The sequence below is a fragment of the Bacillus cereus G9842 genome, assembly GCF_000021305.1.
In the GTDB taxonomy this organism is placed as follows: Bacteria; Bacillota; Bacilli; order Bacillales; family Bacillaceae_G; genus Bacillus_A; species Bacillus_A thuringiensis_S.
In genome coordinates, this window is the sequence record NC_011772.1 from 179671 (window position 1) to 196045 (window position 16375).

Consider the following 16375-nt stretch of genomic DNA (forward strand, 5'->3'; position numbering starts at 1 on the left):
TAGGATGAAGAAGTTTTTACTGTTTGTCATTATGACTGTTTTAGCAATTACTTCTGTCGCTTGCGGTAAGAAAGAGACGCAAAAGGCGAGTGCTGGTAAGGGAGAAGGAGATCGATTAGTAACGAATATTGGTAGCGATCCATATACACTTGATTCCGCTATTGCGACAGATAGCACGTCAGGTTATGTAATTGGACATTTATTCTCAAGCTTATATACGCAAGATAGTGATGGGAAATATCAAAATGAATTAGCAGAGAAAGAAGAAGTAAATGCTGATGGAACTGAGTATACAATTCATTTAAAGAAAGATATTAAATGGTCAGATGGTTCTGCTATTACAGCAAATGATTTTGAATTTGCATGGAAGCGATTATTGAATCCGAAAACGGGTTCTATGAATGCAACAGAAATGTATTTTATTAAAGGGGCAGAGGCATACAATACTGGAAAAGGTGAAGAAGGACAAGTTGGTATTCAAGTCGTTGATCCTCAAACATTAAAGGTAACTCTTGAACATCCAGTTGCTTCTATTAAACAGAAATTAGCAAGCTCATTATTTATTCCATTAGCTAAAAAGTCGATTGATGATAATAATAAATTAAAAACAGATCCAAAAGAGTTAATTACGAACGGGCCATTCACATTAAAAGAATGGAAGCATAATCAGGCTATTACAGTACAAAAAAATAAAGAATACTATGATAAAAAGGTAACATTAAAAGAAATTGAGTTTCGTATTATTCCAGATTCTAAAACAGCGTACCAATTATATAAATCAAAAGAATTAGATTTACTAAGCGGTTTACCGCAAGAAATGATTGAAAAAGAAAAAGGAAATAAAGAATATAAACGTGTTGCAGGATTTTCATCTTATATTTATTCGTTTAACGTAGAAAAAGAGCCATTCACAAATGCGAAAGTACGTAAAGCATTCTCATTAGCAGTTGATCGTAAGTTTATTGTTGAAAAACTGTATAAAAACAATGCACAAGAAGCAAATGCATTCGTTCCAGAAGGAGCAAAAACACAAAGTGGGCGTGATTTCCGTAAAGAAAAAGGTGGTTACGTTAAATTTGATCCAGCAGAAGCGAAAAAATTATTAGAAGAAGGCATGAAAGAACAAGGCTGGTCTACATTACCTGAAGTAACATTAAAATTCACTACAGATACACAACATAAAAAAGTAGCAGAAGCAATGCAAGAAATGTTTAAGAAAAATCTTGGCGTAGATATTAAATTAGAAAATAAAGAGTGGAAGAGTTACATCGACACATATAAGCAAAGTGATTTCCAATTGGCTTATATGGGATGGGGCGGTTCTTTATTAGATCCAATTACTAAATTAGATTTATATGCAGGTGATGGTCCAAACAATTATGCAAAATGGCATAATAAAGAATTTGATGCTTTAGTGAAGGAAGCAGAAGTTGAACAAAATGAAGATAAGCGTTTTGACTTATTGCATAAAGCGGAAGATATTATGTTTACAGATTCACCATTAATTCCAATTATATTCCCGTCGGATTCCTATTTACAAAAACAAACGGTATCTGGACTTCAATATTATGTTGGATCTAAACCAGATTTAAGATATGCAAAAATAAAGAAGTAGGCAATCGCCTACTTCTTTATTTTATTTCTCTTTTATATTCTTTTTTCGTTCCATCAGAGAAGACAACTTCTAAATCGAATTTTTGGTAGTCTTTATCAAGTTTGAACACGTTCACTACTTGATCGATTACTTCTTGGTCAGGAGTATCTTTATCAAATTTTAATTCTTGTAGAAGTGGGCTTAATTTTGTAATAGCCTCGTCACCTGTAAACTTTGCATTTGTTTTATGGTCTTCAAGCTTTGCTTCCATTTTCTTATCAGCGGCTACATTCTTATAATCAGCTTCGTAGTCTTTCTTCGTATCTTGATAGTCTGCATCTAAACTAAATTCATTAAAGTTTAGTTTTAAATCTGCAGGAGCCTCATTTTTTGCTTCTTCAGTCGTCTTTTTATTAGAAGTTGTGTCTTCTTTTGCAGGGGCTTTACATCCTGTTAATGCAGGTACTAGCATAAGAGCTAATAAAACTGATAGTAGAATTCTCATTATAAATTCCTCCTTATGTAAATTCGTTCTATACAAGTTTTTCCCAAAAACATGTAATTATGTATGTGTTGAAAATAAATTATTATCCTGCAGTCACAAGGGCTCATCCGCAATTTAAATCAAAAATGATTTGTATGTATATGGTAAATTGAAGTTGTGAGGAGGTACTGAAATGCTTTCTAAAACGTATCAAACGATCGGTGAATTATTTCAAGCAACATATGCAGCAAATGGCTATTATACAATAATATTCGGAGGAGTTAGTTTAGAGAGAAATATTATTTCATTATTAGTTATTGTATTGGTTACACAATTAGTAGCAGTGACGACTTTAGCTATAAAAGGAATGGTAAAGGGAAGAGGAAGCTCTGTAGTTAAAGTTGTATAAAAGTAAAAGGTATCCTTCGTAGGATACCTTTTACTTTTGTTATTTTGCAACTTCTGTCCACTTATAGTTAAATTCACCGCCGAAGTCAGTCGTTACAAGTCCTTTAATGAAAGAGCGTTGTAAGTAAGAACGACCTTGTTGGTATAAAGGAGCGACAGCGCCGTCTTGTAATAGAATTTTTTCAGCTTGCTTCATTGCTTCAAAGCGTGCTTTTTCATCGCCAGCTAAATCTGTTTTCACTTTATGAATGAGCTCATCGTACTCTTTGTTAGAGTACTTATCGAAGTTATAAGCACTATCTGTTGTAAATAAATCTAAGAATGTAATTGGATCAGCGAAGTCAGGGCCCCAGCCGTCAATACCAATTTCATAGTCACCACTTAATAGTAGTTTCAACTGTTGTTTACGTGGTTGCGGTTTTAAATTCACTGTTAATCCATCTAAGTTCTTTTCTAACTCACCTTTTAAATATTCACCAGTCTTTTTAGCTAAAGCATTGTCACTTGTTAATAGTTCGATTGTTACTTTGTCAGTACCAAGTTCTTGTTTTGCTTTTTTCCAGTTTTCTTTCGCTGTTTTCACATCATCCTTGACTAGATTTCCATTTTCTTTACGGAAGTCATTGCCTTCTGGACTTTTTGCAAATTTCGCAGGAACCATTCCTTCAGCTGGAACAGCACCGTTATTTAAAATTGTTTCTACGTATGCTTTTTTATTCATTGCGCCGTTAATAGCAAGGCGTGCATGTTGATTTTTTAATGTTTCATTTTTCTGATTTAGTCGTAAGAATTGAATGCCGACTTCAGCGCGTTCCTTGAAGTTTGGATCGCTCTTATATTTATCAACAAACTCTGCAGTTAAAGCAACGCGATCAATTTGTCCTGAATCATATAAATTCACTTCTGTAGACTTATCTTTAACGACATTGAAGTTGATTTCTTCTAATTTTACCGTTTTAGCATCCCAATAGTTAGGGTTTTTCTTCAATTGGAAACTTTGTTCGTGTTTCCAGTTATCTAATGTGAAAGCACCGTTGTAAATTAAATGATTTGTTTCTAAACCGTATTTATCGCCCTGAGACTTTAAGTACTCTTCATTAATTGGCAAGAATGTTGAGAATGTCGTTAAGCTTAAGAAGTAAGGAACAGGACGGTCTAGTTGTACTTCTAACGTTTTGTCATCAACAGCTTTGACCCCTAGTTGATCAATTGGTAATTGTTTTTGGTTTATTTGTTTCGCATTCTGTACATCGAAGAATAAGAATGCGTATTCAGCTGCTGTATCAGGATTTACGGCACGTTGCCAAGCAAAGACGAAGTCCTTTGCTGTAACAGGAGTACCGTTTGACCATTTTGAATCACGCAGATGGAATGTATATTTTGTTTTATCGGGACTAGTGTCAACCGACTCAGCAACACCAGGAATCGGTTTATTATCTTCTCCCATTGCATATAAACCTTCAAAAACATTGCGCATTACATTCATGGATTCCCCATCCGTTGCTTTTGCAACATCCATTGTTGGAATTTCTGAAGCGAATGATAAGTTAATTGCTTGTTTATCAGGTACTTTATCGTTTGCTTTCGCTCCGCCTGCATTATCTTTATTTCCCCCGCAAGCAGTTAGTAATAGACTTGCCCCTAAAACAGATGCAACAACAGGTACAACTTTTTTCTTCATTGTTCGTTCCTCCCTAAATGTGTTGTTCGTAACGTCATAATGTCCATGTCTTGAAGTAGCTATAGAAGGAGATGAAACCTATTATAAATATTTGTTTATAGGTAATCAGGTGTTCTATATGTATATACATGTTGAGCTGTAATCTATCGTTATATGTTTCAACGTAGTAGACATTATATTTTGATGGTGAAATATTTTGTTTCTTTGATTATTTAGAATATTAACACTGGAAAGAACTATATGTCAATAATAAAAATAGAATGTTAATTTCTTAGAATAATATATTGAAAAAGTAGATTCTCTTGTGTGAGAGAACCTGCTTTTAATATATTTTGCTAAAAAAACAATTGGTGTGGGCTAATAATAAGTGGGGATGAAGAACCCTCACTTATTACGGTTTTACTTTATTTTTCAATTTTTGCCCACTTGAAATTTAATTGACCCGCAAAGTCTACTTGCACAATTCCTTTCACATAAGAACGTTCTAAATAAGATTCGCCTTTTTGGTAAAGAGGAGCGATAACAGAGTCTTTAAATAATATTTTCTCGGATGCTAGTAATGCTTCCCAGCGAGCTTTTTCATCACCAGCTAAAGTTGTTTTCACTTTTGCTATTGTTTCATCGAATTCCTTATTAGAGTAATGATCTAAGTTATAAGGGTTATTCGTTGTAAATAGCTCAAGGAATGTAATTGGATCCGCAAAGTCAGGGCTCCAGCCGTCAATTCCGATTTCGTAGTCACCTTTTAATAAAAGCGAAACTTGTTGCTTACGCGGTTGCGGTTTTATATTTACTGTTAATCCATCTAAATTCTTTTCTAGTTGCCCTTTTAAGAATTCACCAGTTTTCTTATCAAGGTCAGCATCACTCGTTAATAATTCTAATGTTATCTTTTCAGAACCAAGCTCTTGTTTAGCTTTTTTCCATAACTCTTGTGCAGATTTTGTATCAACTTTTGTTAAATCGCCGTTTGCAGTACGGAAGTCTTTTCCTTCAGGTCCTTTTGCAAAGTTTTTTGGAACGAGACCAAGTGTTGATGTAGAGCCATCATTTAATAACGTATTTACAAAGGATTTTCTATCAATTGTTTGATTAATTGCTTGGCGTGCAGAAACATTTTGAAGTACTTTGTTTTGTTGATTCATACGTAAAAATTGTACGCCTACGTTTGGACGTTCTTTAAAGTTAGCATCCTTTTTATATTTATCGACAAAGTCAGATGTTAGTTTTATACGATCTAATTGTTTTGACTCGAATAAATTTACTTCTGTTGATTTTTCTTTTACGACGTTAAAATTGATTTCTTCTAGTTTGACAGTATCTTTATCCCAATAGGTAGGGTTTTTCTTGAATTTAAAGCTTTGTTCGTGCTTCCAATCGCTTAGTGTAAAAGCTCCATTGTACAAGATTGTATGATCTTCTAAAGCGTACTTATCACCTTGTGCTTTAAAGAATTCCTCGTTAATTGGTAGAAATGTTGGGAACGCTGTTAAGCTAATAAAATACGGAACAGGACGCTCCAATTCTACCTCAAACGTATGGTCATCAACTGCTTTTACACCAAGTTGGTCGGCTGGAAGTTCTTTGTTGTTAATTTTTGTTGCATTTTTAATATCAAAGAATAGAAATGCATATTCAGAGGCTGTTGCTGGATCTACGGCTCTCTGCCAAGCGAACACAAAATCTTTCGCTGTAACAGGAGTGCCGTTTGACCATTTTGAATCTCGCAGGTGGAATGTGTATTTTGTTTTATCGCCACTTACTTCATGAGATTTTGCAACGCCAGGGAAAGGTTTGTTACCTTCACCAAGATTATACAAACCTTCAAATACGTTTCTCATTACTTGACCAGAATCAGTATCTGTAGCACGGGCCGTATCCATTGTTCGTATTTCAGTAGGTGAAGATAAATTTAAAACCTGTTTGCTAGGTGCCTCGTCTTTTGCATTTGCTCCGCTTGCTTCGTTTTTATAACTACCGCAACCAGTTAATAAAATACTTACTCCTACAACTGATGCAATACCGGGTACAAACTTCTTTTTCATTTGATTTTCCTCCTAAATAATTAAGTTTGGATGATGATGAGGGAAATGAAAAATAAAAAATCCCTCTTTTCATATTGAGAAAGAGGGATTTTTACGTACAAGTTATGCACCCGTATATAAACGAAGTCCCTCATTCTATCTTTCAAGCATAAAGCTTGCAGGAAGTGGCACAGTATTCAAAATGAACCTGCTGCCGAGGTTTCAAAGGGCCAGTCCCTCCACCTCTCTTGATACAATGAGTAAACGAATAAATTTTATTAATTTTTGTGTTTCTTTGATAATTCAAAATCTTACACCTTGAACAATGAAGTGTCAACCAAATGGAATATAGTTTAAATTTTCAGTTATCTCAAATGAAAAAACCACTGCATATGGCAGTGGTTTTTCGCTTAGAAGTTAAAGTTATCTGGATCTGGACCAACGCGACGATCTTCATTTAAAGCTTGAATTGCTTTCATATCATCAGCACTTAATTCAAAGTCGAAGATGTTTGCATTTTCAATAATGCGATGTTCTTTAATTGATTTAGGGATTGTTACAACTTCGTTTTGTAAATCCCAGCGTAAAATAATTTGCGCAGTTGATTTATTATATTTTGTCGCAATTTCTTGTAACGTTGGATTATCTAGTAGTTGTCCTTGCATTAATGGTGACCAAGCTTCAAGCTGGATATTATGTTCTTTACAGAAAGCGTGTAACTCTTCTTGTGCTAAACGTGGGTGGTATTCCACTTGGTTGACCATTGGCTTAATTTCAGCAATTTCAAATACGTCTTGTAAGTGGTGAATGTGGAAATTACTCACACCGATAGCGCGAACACGGCCATCTTTATAAAGCTTTTCTAATGCTTTCCATGATTCGGTATATTTCCCTTTTACAGGCCAATGTACTAAATATAAATCTAAATATTCTAGACCTAATTTCTCTAATGTAGTTTCAAATGCTTGAAGTGTTGTTTCATATCCTTGATCGCTATTCCATACTTTTGAGGTAATAAATAATTCTTCACGTGAAACACCGGATTCACGAATCGCTTGTCCAACGCCTTCTTCATTTTGATAGATTGCTGCAGTATCGATGCTGCGGTAGCCATTTTTAATTGCTGCTTTTACAGAATCAATTACTTCTGAACCATCTTCTACTTTAAAAACACCTAAACCAAACCAAGGCATTTTTACACCGTTATGTAATGTTGTATAGTCCTTTAAACTTGTTAAAGTCATATTATTTCCCCCTAGCTTTTTTGTTTGTTGCTTCTACTGCTTTTTGAATTGCCTCTGAAAAATTATATTCATATAAAGTTTTGAGACCCTCAGCTGTGGAACCACCTGGCGTTGTTACTTGTTCGCGGAGGTTAGCTGGATCTTGCGTTTGTTCGAGCATAGAAGCAGAGCCAGAAATCATTTGAATGACAAGATGTTTTGCGGTTTCTTCATCGACTCCATAACTTTTTGTTGCTTCAATTAAGCTTTCAGCAAAGTAATAAAGGAAGGCTGGTGCACTTCCAGTAACTGCAGTAAGCTGATGAACTTCTTCCTCAGTACAAAGTTGCGAAGTACCAATACCTCTTAAAAGCAGTTGCAGGGTTTCTTGATGCATCTCTTTTATTGATTGTCCCATTGTATATAAGGAGATAGACTTTCCAATTTCAGCAGCTGTATTAGGCATAATCCAAGCAACAGGCGTGCCTTTTGGGAGTCTAGCTTCTAAATAAGATGGTCCAATGCCAGCTGCTACTGTTACGACAAGTTGATTTGATATTAACGGAGATAGCTCAGCTAATAACTCTTCATGAGCAGAAGGTGGCATTGCTAAAACAACCGTATCGACAGATGTAACATGCTGCTTCCAATCTGTTGCAGTAGACACATTATATCGATGTTGTAACTGTTTTAGTTTTTCTGCGTTGCTTCGGTTAGAGACGATAATTTCTTCGATGTACTCTTTGCTTGTTTTAAGTAATCCGGAAAATATAGCTTCGGCCATACGACCGGCACCAATAAATAAAATTCGATGTTTAGTTAGCATATCCTTTATTCCTTTCTAGTAGAGATATGTTATAAAAACGATATCATCTTTAAGAGAATTTTGTAAAAAGAAAAGACTTACCGTAGATGGAATGGATAATGGGAAGGCGGAAATTCATGGTAAAGGAAAGGGCTATTACTTATACTGGTTTCTACGTCATACTAATATTAGCTGTTATTAATCTCTTTATATGTGTAGCTGGTTTGCTAGAGTGGAAGAGCAATTATAAGGGGCAAGAACATACAAATAATTATATCTAGAAAATAATTAGAATTGAAAAACCCCTGAAGCATATATGCTTCAGGGGTTTACTGATAGAATATAAGATTATGCTTTTGTCATACCAAGTAATACAGCACCGCCGATAATTAAAACACTGCCTAGTGCAATAAAGATCAATTGACGTTTTGTTTTCTTTTCACCTAAGAAGACAATTGCACCGAATGTTGAGATAACGATTCCAGTTTGAGATAATGGGAAGCTTGTTGCTACTCCGACACGTGGTAATGAAAGAAGTAAGAATAAGTTTCCCGTTCCCCATAGTAAACCGGATAAAGCATTACGAATTGCATATTTGTTAAATGGTTTATGTTTAGACGTCAGTACAACCGCACCAACAAACATACCAACTGCTTGTGGTAAAATAGCAGACCAACCATCGATATTATACCAACGAATAATAATTACATATACAAGATAGCCGAAAGTAGAAACAATTAAAGTAAGAAGTCCTTTTTTCAATTGTCCTGGTGGCTGAGCATTTTCTTTATCATCTAGTGATGTGAATACAACACCAACTACGATTAATAGGATTGCAATCGTTCCCAGAACAATTGTTGTCGTAGTAGTCCATTCACGGAAAGCGATAACCCCAAAGATAGAAGTTGCAACAAGTTGCATACCAGTAGAAATTGTTACGGTAGTTGAAACACCTAGTTTTTCAACTGTTTTTAATTGGTTTACTTGTCCTAAAGCCCAGAATAAACCTGAAATAAAACCAACAATTAAGACTGTCATTGTTAAAGCTGGTTGAGTAAATACATACATAATTGTTGCGAAGAATAGAGCACCGATTGTCATACCTACCGTTTGGCTATATGCACCACCGCCCATTTTTACGCTTACTAATAAGATGTTTCCCCATGCAATTGCAGGAAGAAGCGCTAATAAAATGTCCATTACAAGACTCCCTTCGGTTTCCTATACCAATATAATTACATATCGTTCTAACGATCGGTAATGCCCCACTAATAGAGTAGAAGATTACCGATCGCTAAAACAGGATGAAGAATTCACGATATAAATGCGTTTTCATTTCTTCATTTTTTGAAACACCTCCATATAATAACAGGAAATTGCCTATTTTAGAAAGTGAATTCAAATAAAATGTATATTTCAATAAGAGGTAAAATTCAGTTATTTCCCAACGACTTATTTATTTCCTAAGAAATAAATAAGCAGCTTCCAAAAAAGCTGCTTTAAAGGTTAGTAATTCTTTTGTTAATAAGCTGAATACATAGCAGAAATAGGAGTGACATACTAATAGTGATAACCACAAGTGTCCAGGCGAGTTGCATATTACTTGCGTCAATGGCCATGTAAATTGCAGTTGGGATTGTCTGTGTTTTACCAGGAATGTTCCCGGCAAACATGAGTGTAGCACCAAACTCACCGAGCGCGCGGACAAAGCTCAAAATCATCCCGCTTAGTAATGCAGGAAATGCGAGCGGAAGTGTAACGTGCAGAAAAACTTGATATTCACTTGCGCCAAGGTCACGAGCACTTTCTTCAATTTGTACATTTGCGATAGAAAATCCCGTTTTCGCTGATTGGTACATAAGCGGAAATGCAACAACTGTAGAAGCGATGATCGCAGCGGTAGATGTGAACATAATAGACTGCTGAAATAATGATTCAACCCACCTTCCAATCGGGCTGTTGTTTCCAAAGATGATAATGAGAAAGAAGCCGATAACAGTTGGTGGAAGTACCATTGGTAATAAAAATATGGTTTCTAATAGTACTTTATATCGCCATGAGGAGCGAGCTAGTGCTCGCCCGACAATCGTCCCTAAAATTGTAACGAGAATAGTGGCACACGCAGCTACTCTTAAAGATAGAAAGACAGGCGATATAATAGCATCAATGCTCATAGTAATTACGACAGGACTGTAAATCCATATTTCTTAAAGATAGATTGTGCATCTTTTGACTGCAAATACTCATAAAATGAAGTCGCCTCTTTCTTATGTTTAGATTCCTTTATAACACCTAAAGGATAGTGGATTGGCTCATGAGAAGTAGCTGCTGCTGTTTCACCAATCTTTACTTTATCTGAAATGAGAGCATCTGTTTTGTATACGATACCAGCATCGATATTCCCTGTTTCTACATATGTTAACACTTGGCGAACATCTTTTGTAAATACGACTTTATTTTGAACATCATTCCAAAGGTTTTCGTGTGTTAGAGAAGCCTTTGCATATTTTCCAGCAGGTACAGATTCAGGTGTACCAAGTGCAATTTTTTTGATTTTCTCATCTTTTAAATCTTGAAATTTTGTAAGAGAACTATCTTTAGGGATGACTAGAACTAGTTCATTTCCAAGAAGATTTTTCCCTTCTTTTTCATTAATGAATCCTTTCTTTACAAGGGTTTGGAATTTATCTTCTGCTGCAGAGAAGAATAAATCAGCAGGTGCACCTTGTTCAATTTGTTGTTGAAGTGCTCCAGAAGCACCGAAGTTAAAAGAAAGTTTGATATTTGGCTCTTTTTCTTTATATTGTTTTTCAATTTCTTTTAATGCATCTTGTAAGCTTGCAGCAGCTGAGATAGTCAGTTCAACTGTTTTATCTTCTTTAGCAGCTGACTTTGTATTCTTTTCCCCACTTGTACAAGCAGCACTAAATATAAGAAGGAAAGAAAGTATAAGTGCCCCAATAGAACGTAATGTAAATTTATTCATAAAAAAATCCCTTTTCGTTTTGATATAACTAATTATAACTAATTATAACTAAATATAACTAGTTATAATTGAATATAATTTGAACATATATCTATTTTTAAAAAATAGGAGAAATATTCTTTTCTTTGTTACAATGAAAGGAGAAAGTGAGGAATCGTCTATGGATCATCATTCCTACACAACGGAAGAAGTAGCAAAGCGATTAAAGGTATCAAAATTAACTGTATACGACTTAATTAAAAAAGGAGAACTTCCTTCTTATAGAGTTGGTAGACAGATGCGCATTGATGCAGTGGATTTAGATCAATATATAAAACAAATGAAAACAGGAAAGGTACAAGTTACTCCTGTGAAAAACGATGGTAGTAGTATCTTGAACACGTGTATTATTAGTGGTCAAGAACTAACGTTAGATATGTTAGCTAAACGTATAGAAAATCGTTTGCCAAGTTCTAATGTTTTAAGAGCGTATCAAGGTAGCTTAACAAGTTTAGTGAAAATGTATCAAGGAGAAGGAAGTATCGTTAGTTTGCATTTGTTTGATGGTGAAACGGGTACATATAATGTTCCTTACGTAAAACGCATTTTAGTAGGTCAACCATGTATTATGATTAATTTATTGTCCAGAAATGTAGGGTTTTATGTCCAAAAAGGAAATCCGAAGAAAATAAAGACATGGGCTGACATATCCGGATCCACTATAAAGTTTGTAAATCGAGAAAAGGGTTCTGGTATTAGAGTGTTAGTGGATGAACAATTACGAATCCAAAAATTAAATAAAGCTGATATTAGTGGATATGAATGGGAAGAATCGAATCATCTGGGTGTTGCCACGCAAGTTGCAAATGGAAAAGCTGATGTAGGAGTAGGTTCAGAAAAGTTTTCGCAAATTGTAAATGTGGACTTTATTCCAATCATGAAAGAACAGTATGATTTAGTAATTTTGAAGAATAAAGAAAATGAAGAGCTGATTGAAGTCGTGAAAGACATTCTGCAATCGGAAGAATTTCATAATGAATTAAATGCAATTGGCGGATATGATATTAAGAAAACAGGTCAAATTATATATGAAACAAACTAAAAAGCTGCTTGTCTATAAGACGAACAGCTTTTTCTATATATAAAGGGGTTTGGGGAAACAAAGTATTAAATAAGACCTTGAGCAAGTGTGTAAATGAAAGCTGTAAGAAGAGTAGCTCCACTTGCAAGTCCGATAAAGTGAAACTTTAATCAGTGAGGGCGGGGTATCCCTCGCTGATTATTAGTTGAACCAATCGGGCTTTTACGGGCAGTTGATCCTAAACCTAACTTCTTTGATTTCGCTGAATTTTGAAGTGGGAGTCTTACTGCCCGTTAATGCGGGGTAAAGTCTGATTTGTTGAAAGTAATGTTGTTCATTATAATCTCTCCTTATTTGTTTAATGTAGTTGCAACAGCTTTTGCATCGACAAGTGCGGATAGCACCATGCCCATTGTATGTAAAAATTTATTTGATTTCATATTGTTCATCATGCGTATCCGCTCCTTTTCGAATTGTTGTTGCCCTGCTTATGTCTTAATTATAGGAAATATGTCCACTTGCAACTATCGAATTAGCTTACGAAAGACTTACACTTTTGTAAGAAAAAAAGACATTCATGTAAGAATGTCTTTCACAGCATATTGATATGATGATGTTCTTCAATTGTTTTTAAAAAACTACGCGTTGAATTCGTCATATAGCTATCTTTACGGCGTATGAAAACCGTTGAAATACTGCCGTATTTTTCAGGGATTGCATGACAATGTACCTTACCTGCTTTAGAAAGATGATGGACAGCAGACTGTGGTACGAGTGTAATTCCGAGGCCGAGTGCAACGCTGTTTAATATTGTCTCTAATATATTGAATTCCATAATTCTTTTTGGTAGCAAACCTTCGTCTTTCAGCCATCGTTCTAGTTTGGAACGGTATCCACATCCTTGGTTAAAAACGAGTAGAGGCGTTGTTGTAAATTCTTCTATATGAAAAGCTTTATTTTGTGTTACAAGCATTAATTTTTCTGTACTAACATCGTATTGTTCGATTAGTGGATGTTTAATAGGACCTGATATAAAGGCACCATCTAATTGATGATCAAGTACTTCTCTAATCAATTCTTCTGTTAGACCCGCTTGTAATGATAAATCGACATTCGGATAGCTTTTATAGTAAGAAGATAAAATGGTAGGTAATGTACTTACTGTTTCTACTGTACCGATTTTTAATATACCGGAGGGTGTTTCACTATCTAAAAATACTTGTTTTAGTTCGTCGACATCTTGCAAAATTTTATTAACATAAACGAGCATTTTTCTTCCTTCAGCTGTTAAAGTCATCCCTCGTTTATGGCGGTAAAAGAGCGGGGTTTTTAATTCGTTTTCTAGTTGTTTAATACGTGCAGTTACATTTGATTGTACATAATTTAATTCCTTTGCTGCGTTACTTACACTACCCTGGTCGGCAACGCTTTTAAAGATTTGTAATTCTCTTAATTCCATTTTGTAATCCCCCTTGATGTTAACTATCATTATAAATGATAGTTAACATCATTTTGAATCATTTTACGTGATATATTTTTTCTTTTACAATTCTCTTTGTGCAAATAGAAAGAAACGGGGGATTGCGGTGAGAAGAGGTCAAATGATAATAGGGGCTTTAGCGTGTTTAATTGCGAGTATGTCATGGGGAGCGATGTTTCCGGTTGCTGATCATGCGCTAGAATACATAGATCCATTTTATTTTTCGCTTATTCGTTATGGAGCAGTGGCGATAATGCTGATTGTATTGTTGTTAATGAAAGAAGGAAAACAGGCATTTCGTTTAGAGGGAAGAGGAAAGTTACTCGTCTTTTTTGGAACGATGGCATTTACAGTATATAATGTCCTCATATTTTTAGGGCAAATGTTAATGGGTAAGTCGGGTGTAATGGTAGCTTCCATTATGGAATCACTTATGCCGATGATTTCTATTTGTATTTTATGGGGATATAAGCATATAAAACCGAAGAAGTATATGATAACGAGTATGGTTATTGCTTTTGTAGGAGCTGTGTTTGTTATTACAAAAGGTGACATAAGTTTCTTTGTAACATTGAAAGATAATATGTTCCCATTAGCATTTATATTTATTGGTGTTGTAGGCTGGGTTATTTATACGATGGGTGGTCAAACGTGTAGTGATTGGTCAACATTACGTTATTCTACGTTGACGTGTGTATTCGGTACGACTGTTACAGGAATTATAACGGTAATTATTACGTTGCTTGGATATGTTTCAGTTCCTAGTATGGGAACGATTTCTATTGTGAAGTATGATTTGTTATTTATGATGACATTGCCAGGTATTGTAGCGCTACTTGCTTGGAACTACGGTGTGAAAATTTTATCATCCATTAATGGGATTTTATTTATTAATTTTGTACCAATTACGACTTTAGTTATTATGATGATGCAAGGGTATCAGATCACAATGTTTGATATTATAGGGACTGTACTTGTTATTGCAGCACTTATTCGCAATAACGTTTGCCAGAGAAAAGAAGAAAATATAAATAAGAGAGTTTTACAAGAAGAACAATTACGTCAAGCTGTTTAATAGGCAAATGGAGGATTTCACATGTTAGAAAGTTTATTGTTTTTCTTCGCCATCGGAGTTGCCTGTGAGCTTGCAGCAATTAATCGAAATGGTCGTAAAAAGATAAAACAACAAGCTGAGCTGATACAGCTTTTAAAAGAGTTGAAAGAAAGAAAAAATTAAAAAGACGACCGGGCATAGACGGTCGTCTTTTTCTATATAAAGGGGAAAGGGGACACAAAATTATACAAGCGTAGCAGCGTAAATGAAAGCAGTAAGAAGAAGAGAGCCGCTAGCTAATCCTAAAAAATCTAATTTGTTAAAAGTACTGTTATTCATAATACATTCTCCTTACTTGTTTAATGTAGAAGAAACAGCTTTTGCATCGAAAAGAGCTGATAATACCATGCCCATTGTATTTAAGAAATTGTTCGTTTTCATTTTGTTCATCATATTAATCCACTTCTTTTCGAATAATTGTTGCCCTGTTTCTGACTTAATTGTATGAAATATAGTAAGAAGTAACTATCGAATTAGCTTACAAGAAAATTACACTTTTGTAAGAATTGAAATTTAACAATTCATACTTAATTTTATTACCAACTCCTAAAACTTAGTGTTATAATTGTTATAAGAATATGATTATACTTCGGATGTTTAGAAAGGAACGAAACAAATGTATAAACCAATTACATTTTTGTTGAAATATATATTTAAAACAGCTGGAAAAGTAGAAGTACAAGGGAGAGAAAAGCTACCAGAAGGTGGACCGTATGTTGTTGCATGTACACATACAAGTTTTATGGATGTATTAATGTTAGCTACAGGGATGTATCCAACTCAAATTCATTACATGGCCAAAAAAGAATTATTTGAAGGGAAATTCAAAAAATGGTTCTTTAAAAATGTAAATGCATTCCCTGTAGATCGTGCGAACCCAGGACCAAGTACACTTAAAATTCCATCACGTTTATTAAAAGAAGGAAAGGTAGTAGGGATTTTTCCGAGTGGAACGAGATCAGCGGAAGATGTTTCATTAAAAGCGGGTGCTGTGACAATTGCGATGCGTTCTAATGTTCCGTTAGTACCAGCAGCTTATGTTGGTCCATCAAGTGTAAAAGAATTAATAAAGGGGAAAAAGGCACAATTGATTTTTGGAGATCCAATTCAAATTGAGGCTGGAGAACAAATAGATCGAAAAACCGCTATGAAAATGATGACAGATCAATTAAATGAGAAGTTTGAGGAGTTAAAAGAAGCTTTGCAATCAAATCAAAAATAAGAAAAGACGACCGGGCATAGACGGTCGTCTTTTCTATTACTATTTATAATAAAGGGGAAAGGGGACACAAAGTTATACAAGCGTAGCGGCGTAAATAAAAGCAGTAAGAAGAAGCGAGCCACTAGCTAGTCCTAAAAAATCTAATTTGTTAAAAGTGATGTTATTCATAATACATTCTCCTTACTTGTTTAATGTAGAAGCAACAGCTTTTGCGTCGATAAGAGCGGAAAATACCATGCCCATTGTATTTAAGAAATTGTTTGTTTTCATTTTGTTCATCATATTAATCCGCTC

17 protein-coding genes, 1 pseudogene and 1 riboswitch are annotated in these 16375 nt (G+C 34.8%); of the genes and pseudogenes, 6 read left to right on the forward strand and 12 right to left on the reverse strand.

What is annotated here, in order from left to right; genetic code table 11:
• The first annotated feature begins 4 nt into the window (after window positions 1-4).
• Window positions 5-1615: a peptide ABC transporter substrate-binding protein gene (locus BCG9842_RS01005; protein ID WP_000714110.1), complete on the forward strand. Its 1611-nt coding sequence runs from the start codon at window positions 5-7 to the stop codon at window positions 1613-1615.
• 16 nt (window positions 1616-1631) lie between these two features.
• Here BCG9842_RS01005 and BCG9842_RS01010 read toward each other — a convergent pair whose 3' ends face one another.
• The gene (locus BCG9842_RS01010) at window positions 1632-2099 is read right to left on the reverse strand and encodes a YusW family protein (RefSeq protein WP_001221557.1); all 468 of its coding nucleotides are present in this window, start codon (window positions 2097-2099) and stop codon (window positions 1632-1634) included.
• A gap of 172 nt (window positions 2100-2271) precedes the next feature.
• Between BCG9842_RS01010 and BCG9842_RS01015 the strand changes: the two genes are divergently transcribed.
• Window positions 2272-2487 carry a hypothetical protein gene (locus BCG9842_RS01015; protein WP_000949587.1) on the forward strand — a complete coding sequence of 72 codons (216 nt, stop codon included), beginning with the start codon at window positions 2272-2274 and terminating at the stop codon, window positions 2485-2487.
• A 39-nt stretch (window positions 2488-2526) separates the two neighbouring features.
• On the opposite strand, the gene BCG9842_RS01020 is transcribed toward BCG9842_RS01015, so the two are convergent.
• The 7 genes from BCG9842_RS01020 to modA all read right to left on the reverse strand — a co-directional run bounded on the left by BCG9842_RS01020 (window position 2527) and on the right by modA (window position 11205).
• Window positions 2527-4167, reverse strand: a complete 1641-nt coding sequence (locus BCG9842_RS01020; RefSeq protein WP_000731067.1) for a peptide ABC transporter substrate-binding protein — start codon at window positions 4165-4167, stop codon at window positions 2527-2529.
• A 404-nt stretch (window positions 4168-4571) separates the two neighbouring features.
• Window positions 4572-6212 (reverse strand): peptide ABC transporter substrate-binding protein, encoded by a 1641-nt coding sequence (locus BCG9842_RS01025; protein WP_000726448.1) that lies wholly within the window; start codon window positions 6210-6212, stop codon window positions 4572-4574.
• A gap of 132 nt (window positions 6213-6344) precedes the next feature.
• A riboswitch (SAM riboswitch) is annotated at window positions 6345-6449 on the reverse strand.
• Between the two features lie 152 nt (window positions 6450-6601).
• Complete coding sequence (locus BCG9842_RS01030) at window positions 6602-7435, reverse strand: aldo/keto reductase (RefSeq protein ID WP_000176912.1); 834 nt, start codon at window positions 7433-7435, stop codon at window positions 6602-6604.
• A 1-nt stretch (window position 7436) separates the two neighbouring features.
• Complete coding sequence (proC, locus tag BCG9842_RS01035; protein ID WP_000956241.1) at window positions 7437-8240, reverse strand: pyrroline-5-carboxylate reductase; 804 nt, start codon at window positions 8238-8240, stop codon at window positions 7437-7439.
• 327 nt (window positions 8241-8567) lie between these two features.
• Complete coding sequence (locus BCG9842_RS01045; RefSeq protein WP_000353549.1) at window positions 8568-9419, reverse strand: GRP family sugar transporter; 852 nt, start codon at window positions 9417-9419, stop codon at window positions 8568-8570.
• Between the two features lie 299 nt (window positions 9420-9718).
• Window positions 9719-10393: a molybdate ABC transporter permease subunit gene (gene modB / locus BCG9842_RS01050; protein WP_000020519.1), complete on the reverse strand. Its 675-nt coding sequence runs from the start codon at window positions 10391-10393 to the stop codon at window positions 9719-9721.
• Window positions 10394-10398: 5 nt separating this feature from the next.
• Window positions 10399-11205 (reverse strand): molybdate ABC transporter substrate-binding protein, encoded by an 807-nt coding sequence (gene modA, locus BCG9842_RS01055; protein WP_001032237.1) that lies wholly within the window; start codon window positions 11203-11205, stop codon window positions 10399-10401.
• Window positions 11206-11365: 160 nt separating this feature from the next.
• Here modA and BCG9842_RS01060 point away from each other — a divergent pair, with 160 nt between their 5' ends.
• Window positions 11366-12286 carry a substrate-binding domain-containing protein gene (locus BCG9842_RS01060; protein ID WP_002083993.1) on the forward strand — a complete coding sequence of 307 codons (921 nt, stop codon included), beginning with the start codon at window positions 11366-11368 and terminating at the stop codon, window positions 12284-12286.
• Between the two features lie 65 nt (window positions 12287-12351).
• Here the strand turns inward: BCG9842_RS01060 and BCG9842_RS30885 are convergent.
• A pseudogene (locus BCG9842_RS30885) lies at window positions 12352-12432 on the reverse strand (DUF3948 family protein); the annotation flags it as partial.
• A gap of 425 nt (window positions 12433-12857) precedes the next feature.
• Window positions 12858-13724, reverse strand: coding sequence for a LysR family transcriptional regulator (locus BCG9842_RS01065; protein WP_000423070.1), 867 nt, complete (start codon window positions 13722-13724; stop codon window positions 12858-12860).
• Window positions 13725-13851: 127 nt separating this feature from the next.
• Between BCG9842_RS01065 and BCG9842_RS01070 the strand changes: the two genes are divergently transcribed.
• Together BCG9842_RS01070 and BCG9842_RS01075 are read left to right on the forward strand one after the other, a co-directional pair.
• Complete coding sequence (locus BCG9842_RS01070) at window positions 13852-14820, forward strand: DMT family transporter (protein WP_041488108.1); 969 nt, start codon at window positions 13852-13854, stop codon at window positions 14818-14820.
• Window positions 14821-14841: 21 nt separating this feature from the next.
• Complete coding sequence (locus BCG9842_RS01075) at window positions 14842-14982, forward strand: YrzO family protein (protein ID WP_000894061.1); 141 nt, start codon at window positions 14842-14844, stop codon at window positions 14980-14982.
• A gap of 60 nt (window positions 14983-15042) precedes the next feature.
• Here the strand turns inward: BCG9842_RS01075 and BCG9842_RS30890 are convergent, their stop codons facing one another.
• Entirely contained in the window at window positions 15043-15138 is a 96-nt protein-coding gene (locus BCG9842_RS30890; protein ID WP_001066117.1) for a DUF3948 family protein, read from the reverse strand.
• Between the two features lie 337 nt (window positions 15139-15475).
• Between BCG9842_RS30890 and BCG9842_RS01080 the strand changes: the two genes are divergently transcribed.
• Window positions 15476-16081 carry a lysophospholipid acyltransferase family protein gene (locus tag BCG9842_RS01080; RefSeq protein WP_000277776.1) on the forward strand — a complete coding sequence of 202 codons (606 nt, stop codon included), beginning with the start codon at window positions 15476-15478 and terminating at the stop codon, window positions 16079-16081.
• 72 nt (window positions 16082-16153) lie between these two features.
• On the opposite strand, the gene BCG9842_RS29045 is transcribed toward BCG9842_RS01080, so the two are convergent.
• Window positions 16154-16249 carry a DUF3948 family protein gene (locus tag BCG9842_RS29045; protein WP_001060007.1) on the reverse strand — a complete coding sequence of 32 codons (96 nt, stop codon included), beginning with the start codon at window positions 16247-16249 and terminating at the stop codon, window positions 16154-16156.
• Window positions 16250-16375: the final 126 nt, after the last annotated feature.

Coding starts and splice junctions, on each gene's coding strand:
- modB (WP_000020519.1), bottom strand. CDS start 10,393: ATGAGCATTGATGCTATTATATCGCCTGTCTTTCTATCTTTAAGAGTA.
- BCG9842_RS01020 (WP_000731067.1), bottom strand. CDS start 4,167: ATGAAGAAAAAAGTTGTACCTGTTGTTGCATCTGTTTTAGGGGCAAGT.
- BCG9842_RS01065 (WP_000423070.1), bottom strand. CDS start 13,724: ATGGAATTAAGAGAATTACAAATCTTTAAAAGCGTTGCCGACCAGGGT.
- modA (WP_001032237.1), bottom strand. CDS start 11,205: ATGAATAAATTTACATTACGTTCTATTGGGGCACTTATACTTTCTTTC.
- BCG9842_RS01010 (WP_001221557.1), bottom strand. CDS start 2,099: ATGAGAATTCTACTATCAGTTTTATTAGCTCTTATGCTAGTACCTGCA.
- BCG9842_RS01075 (WP_000894061.1), top strand. CDS start 14,842: ATGTTAGAAAGTTTATTGTTTTTCTTCGCCATCGGAGTTGCCTGTGAG.
- BCG9842_RS01080 (WP_000277776.1), top strand. CDS start 15,476: ATGTATAAACCAATTACATTTTTGTTGAAATATATATTTAAAACAGCT.
- proC (WP_000956241.1), bottom strand. CDS start 8,240: ATGCTAACTAAACATCGAATTTTATTTATTGGTGCCGGTCGTATGGCC.
- BCG9842_RS29045 (WP_001060007.1), bottom strand. CDS start 16,249: ATGAATAACATCACTTTTAACAAATTAGATTTTTTAGGACTAGCTAGT.
- BCG9842_RS30890 (WP_001066117.1), bottom strand. CDS start 15,138: ATGAATAACAGTACTTTTAACAAATTAGATTTTTTAGGATTAGCTAGC.
- BCG9842_RS01025 (WP_000726448.1), bottom strand. CDS start 6,212: ATGAAAAAGAAGTTTGTACCCGGTATTGCATCAGTTGTAGGAGTAAGT.
- BCG9842_RS01005 (WP_000714110.1), top strand. CDS start 5: ATGAAGAAGTTTTTACTGTTTGTCATTATGACTGTTTTAGCAATTACT.
- BCG9842_RS01015 (WP_000949587.1), top strand. CDS start 2,272: ATGCTTTCTAAAACGTATCAAACGATCGGTGAATTATTTCAAGCAACA.
- BCG9842_RS01030 (WP_000176912.1), bottom strand. CDS start 7,435: ATGACTTTAACAAGTTTAAAGGACTATACAACATTACATAACGGTGTA.
- BCG9842_RS01060 (WP_002083993.1), top strand. CDS start 11,366: ATGGATCATCATTCCTACACAACGGAAGAAGTAGCAAAGCGATTAAAG.
- BCG9842_RS01045 (WP_000353549.1), bottom strand. CDS start 9,419: ATGGACATTTTATTAGCGCTTCTTCCTGCAATTGCATGGGGAAACATC.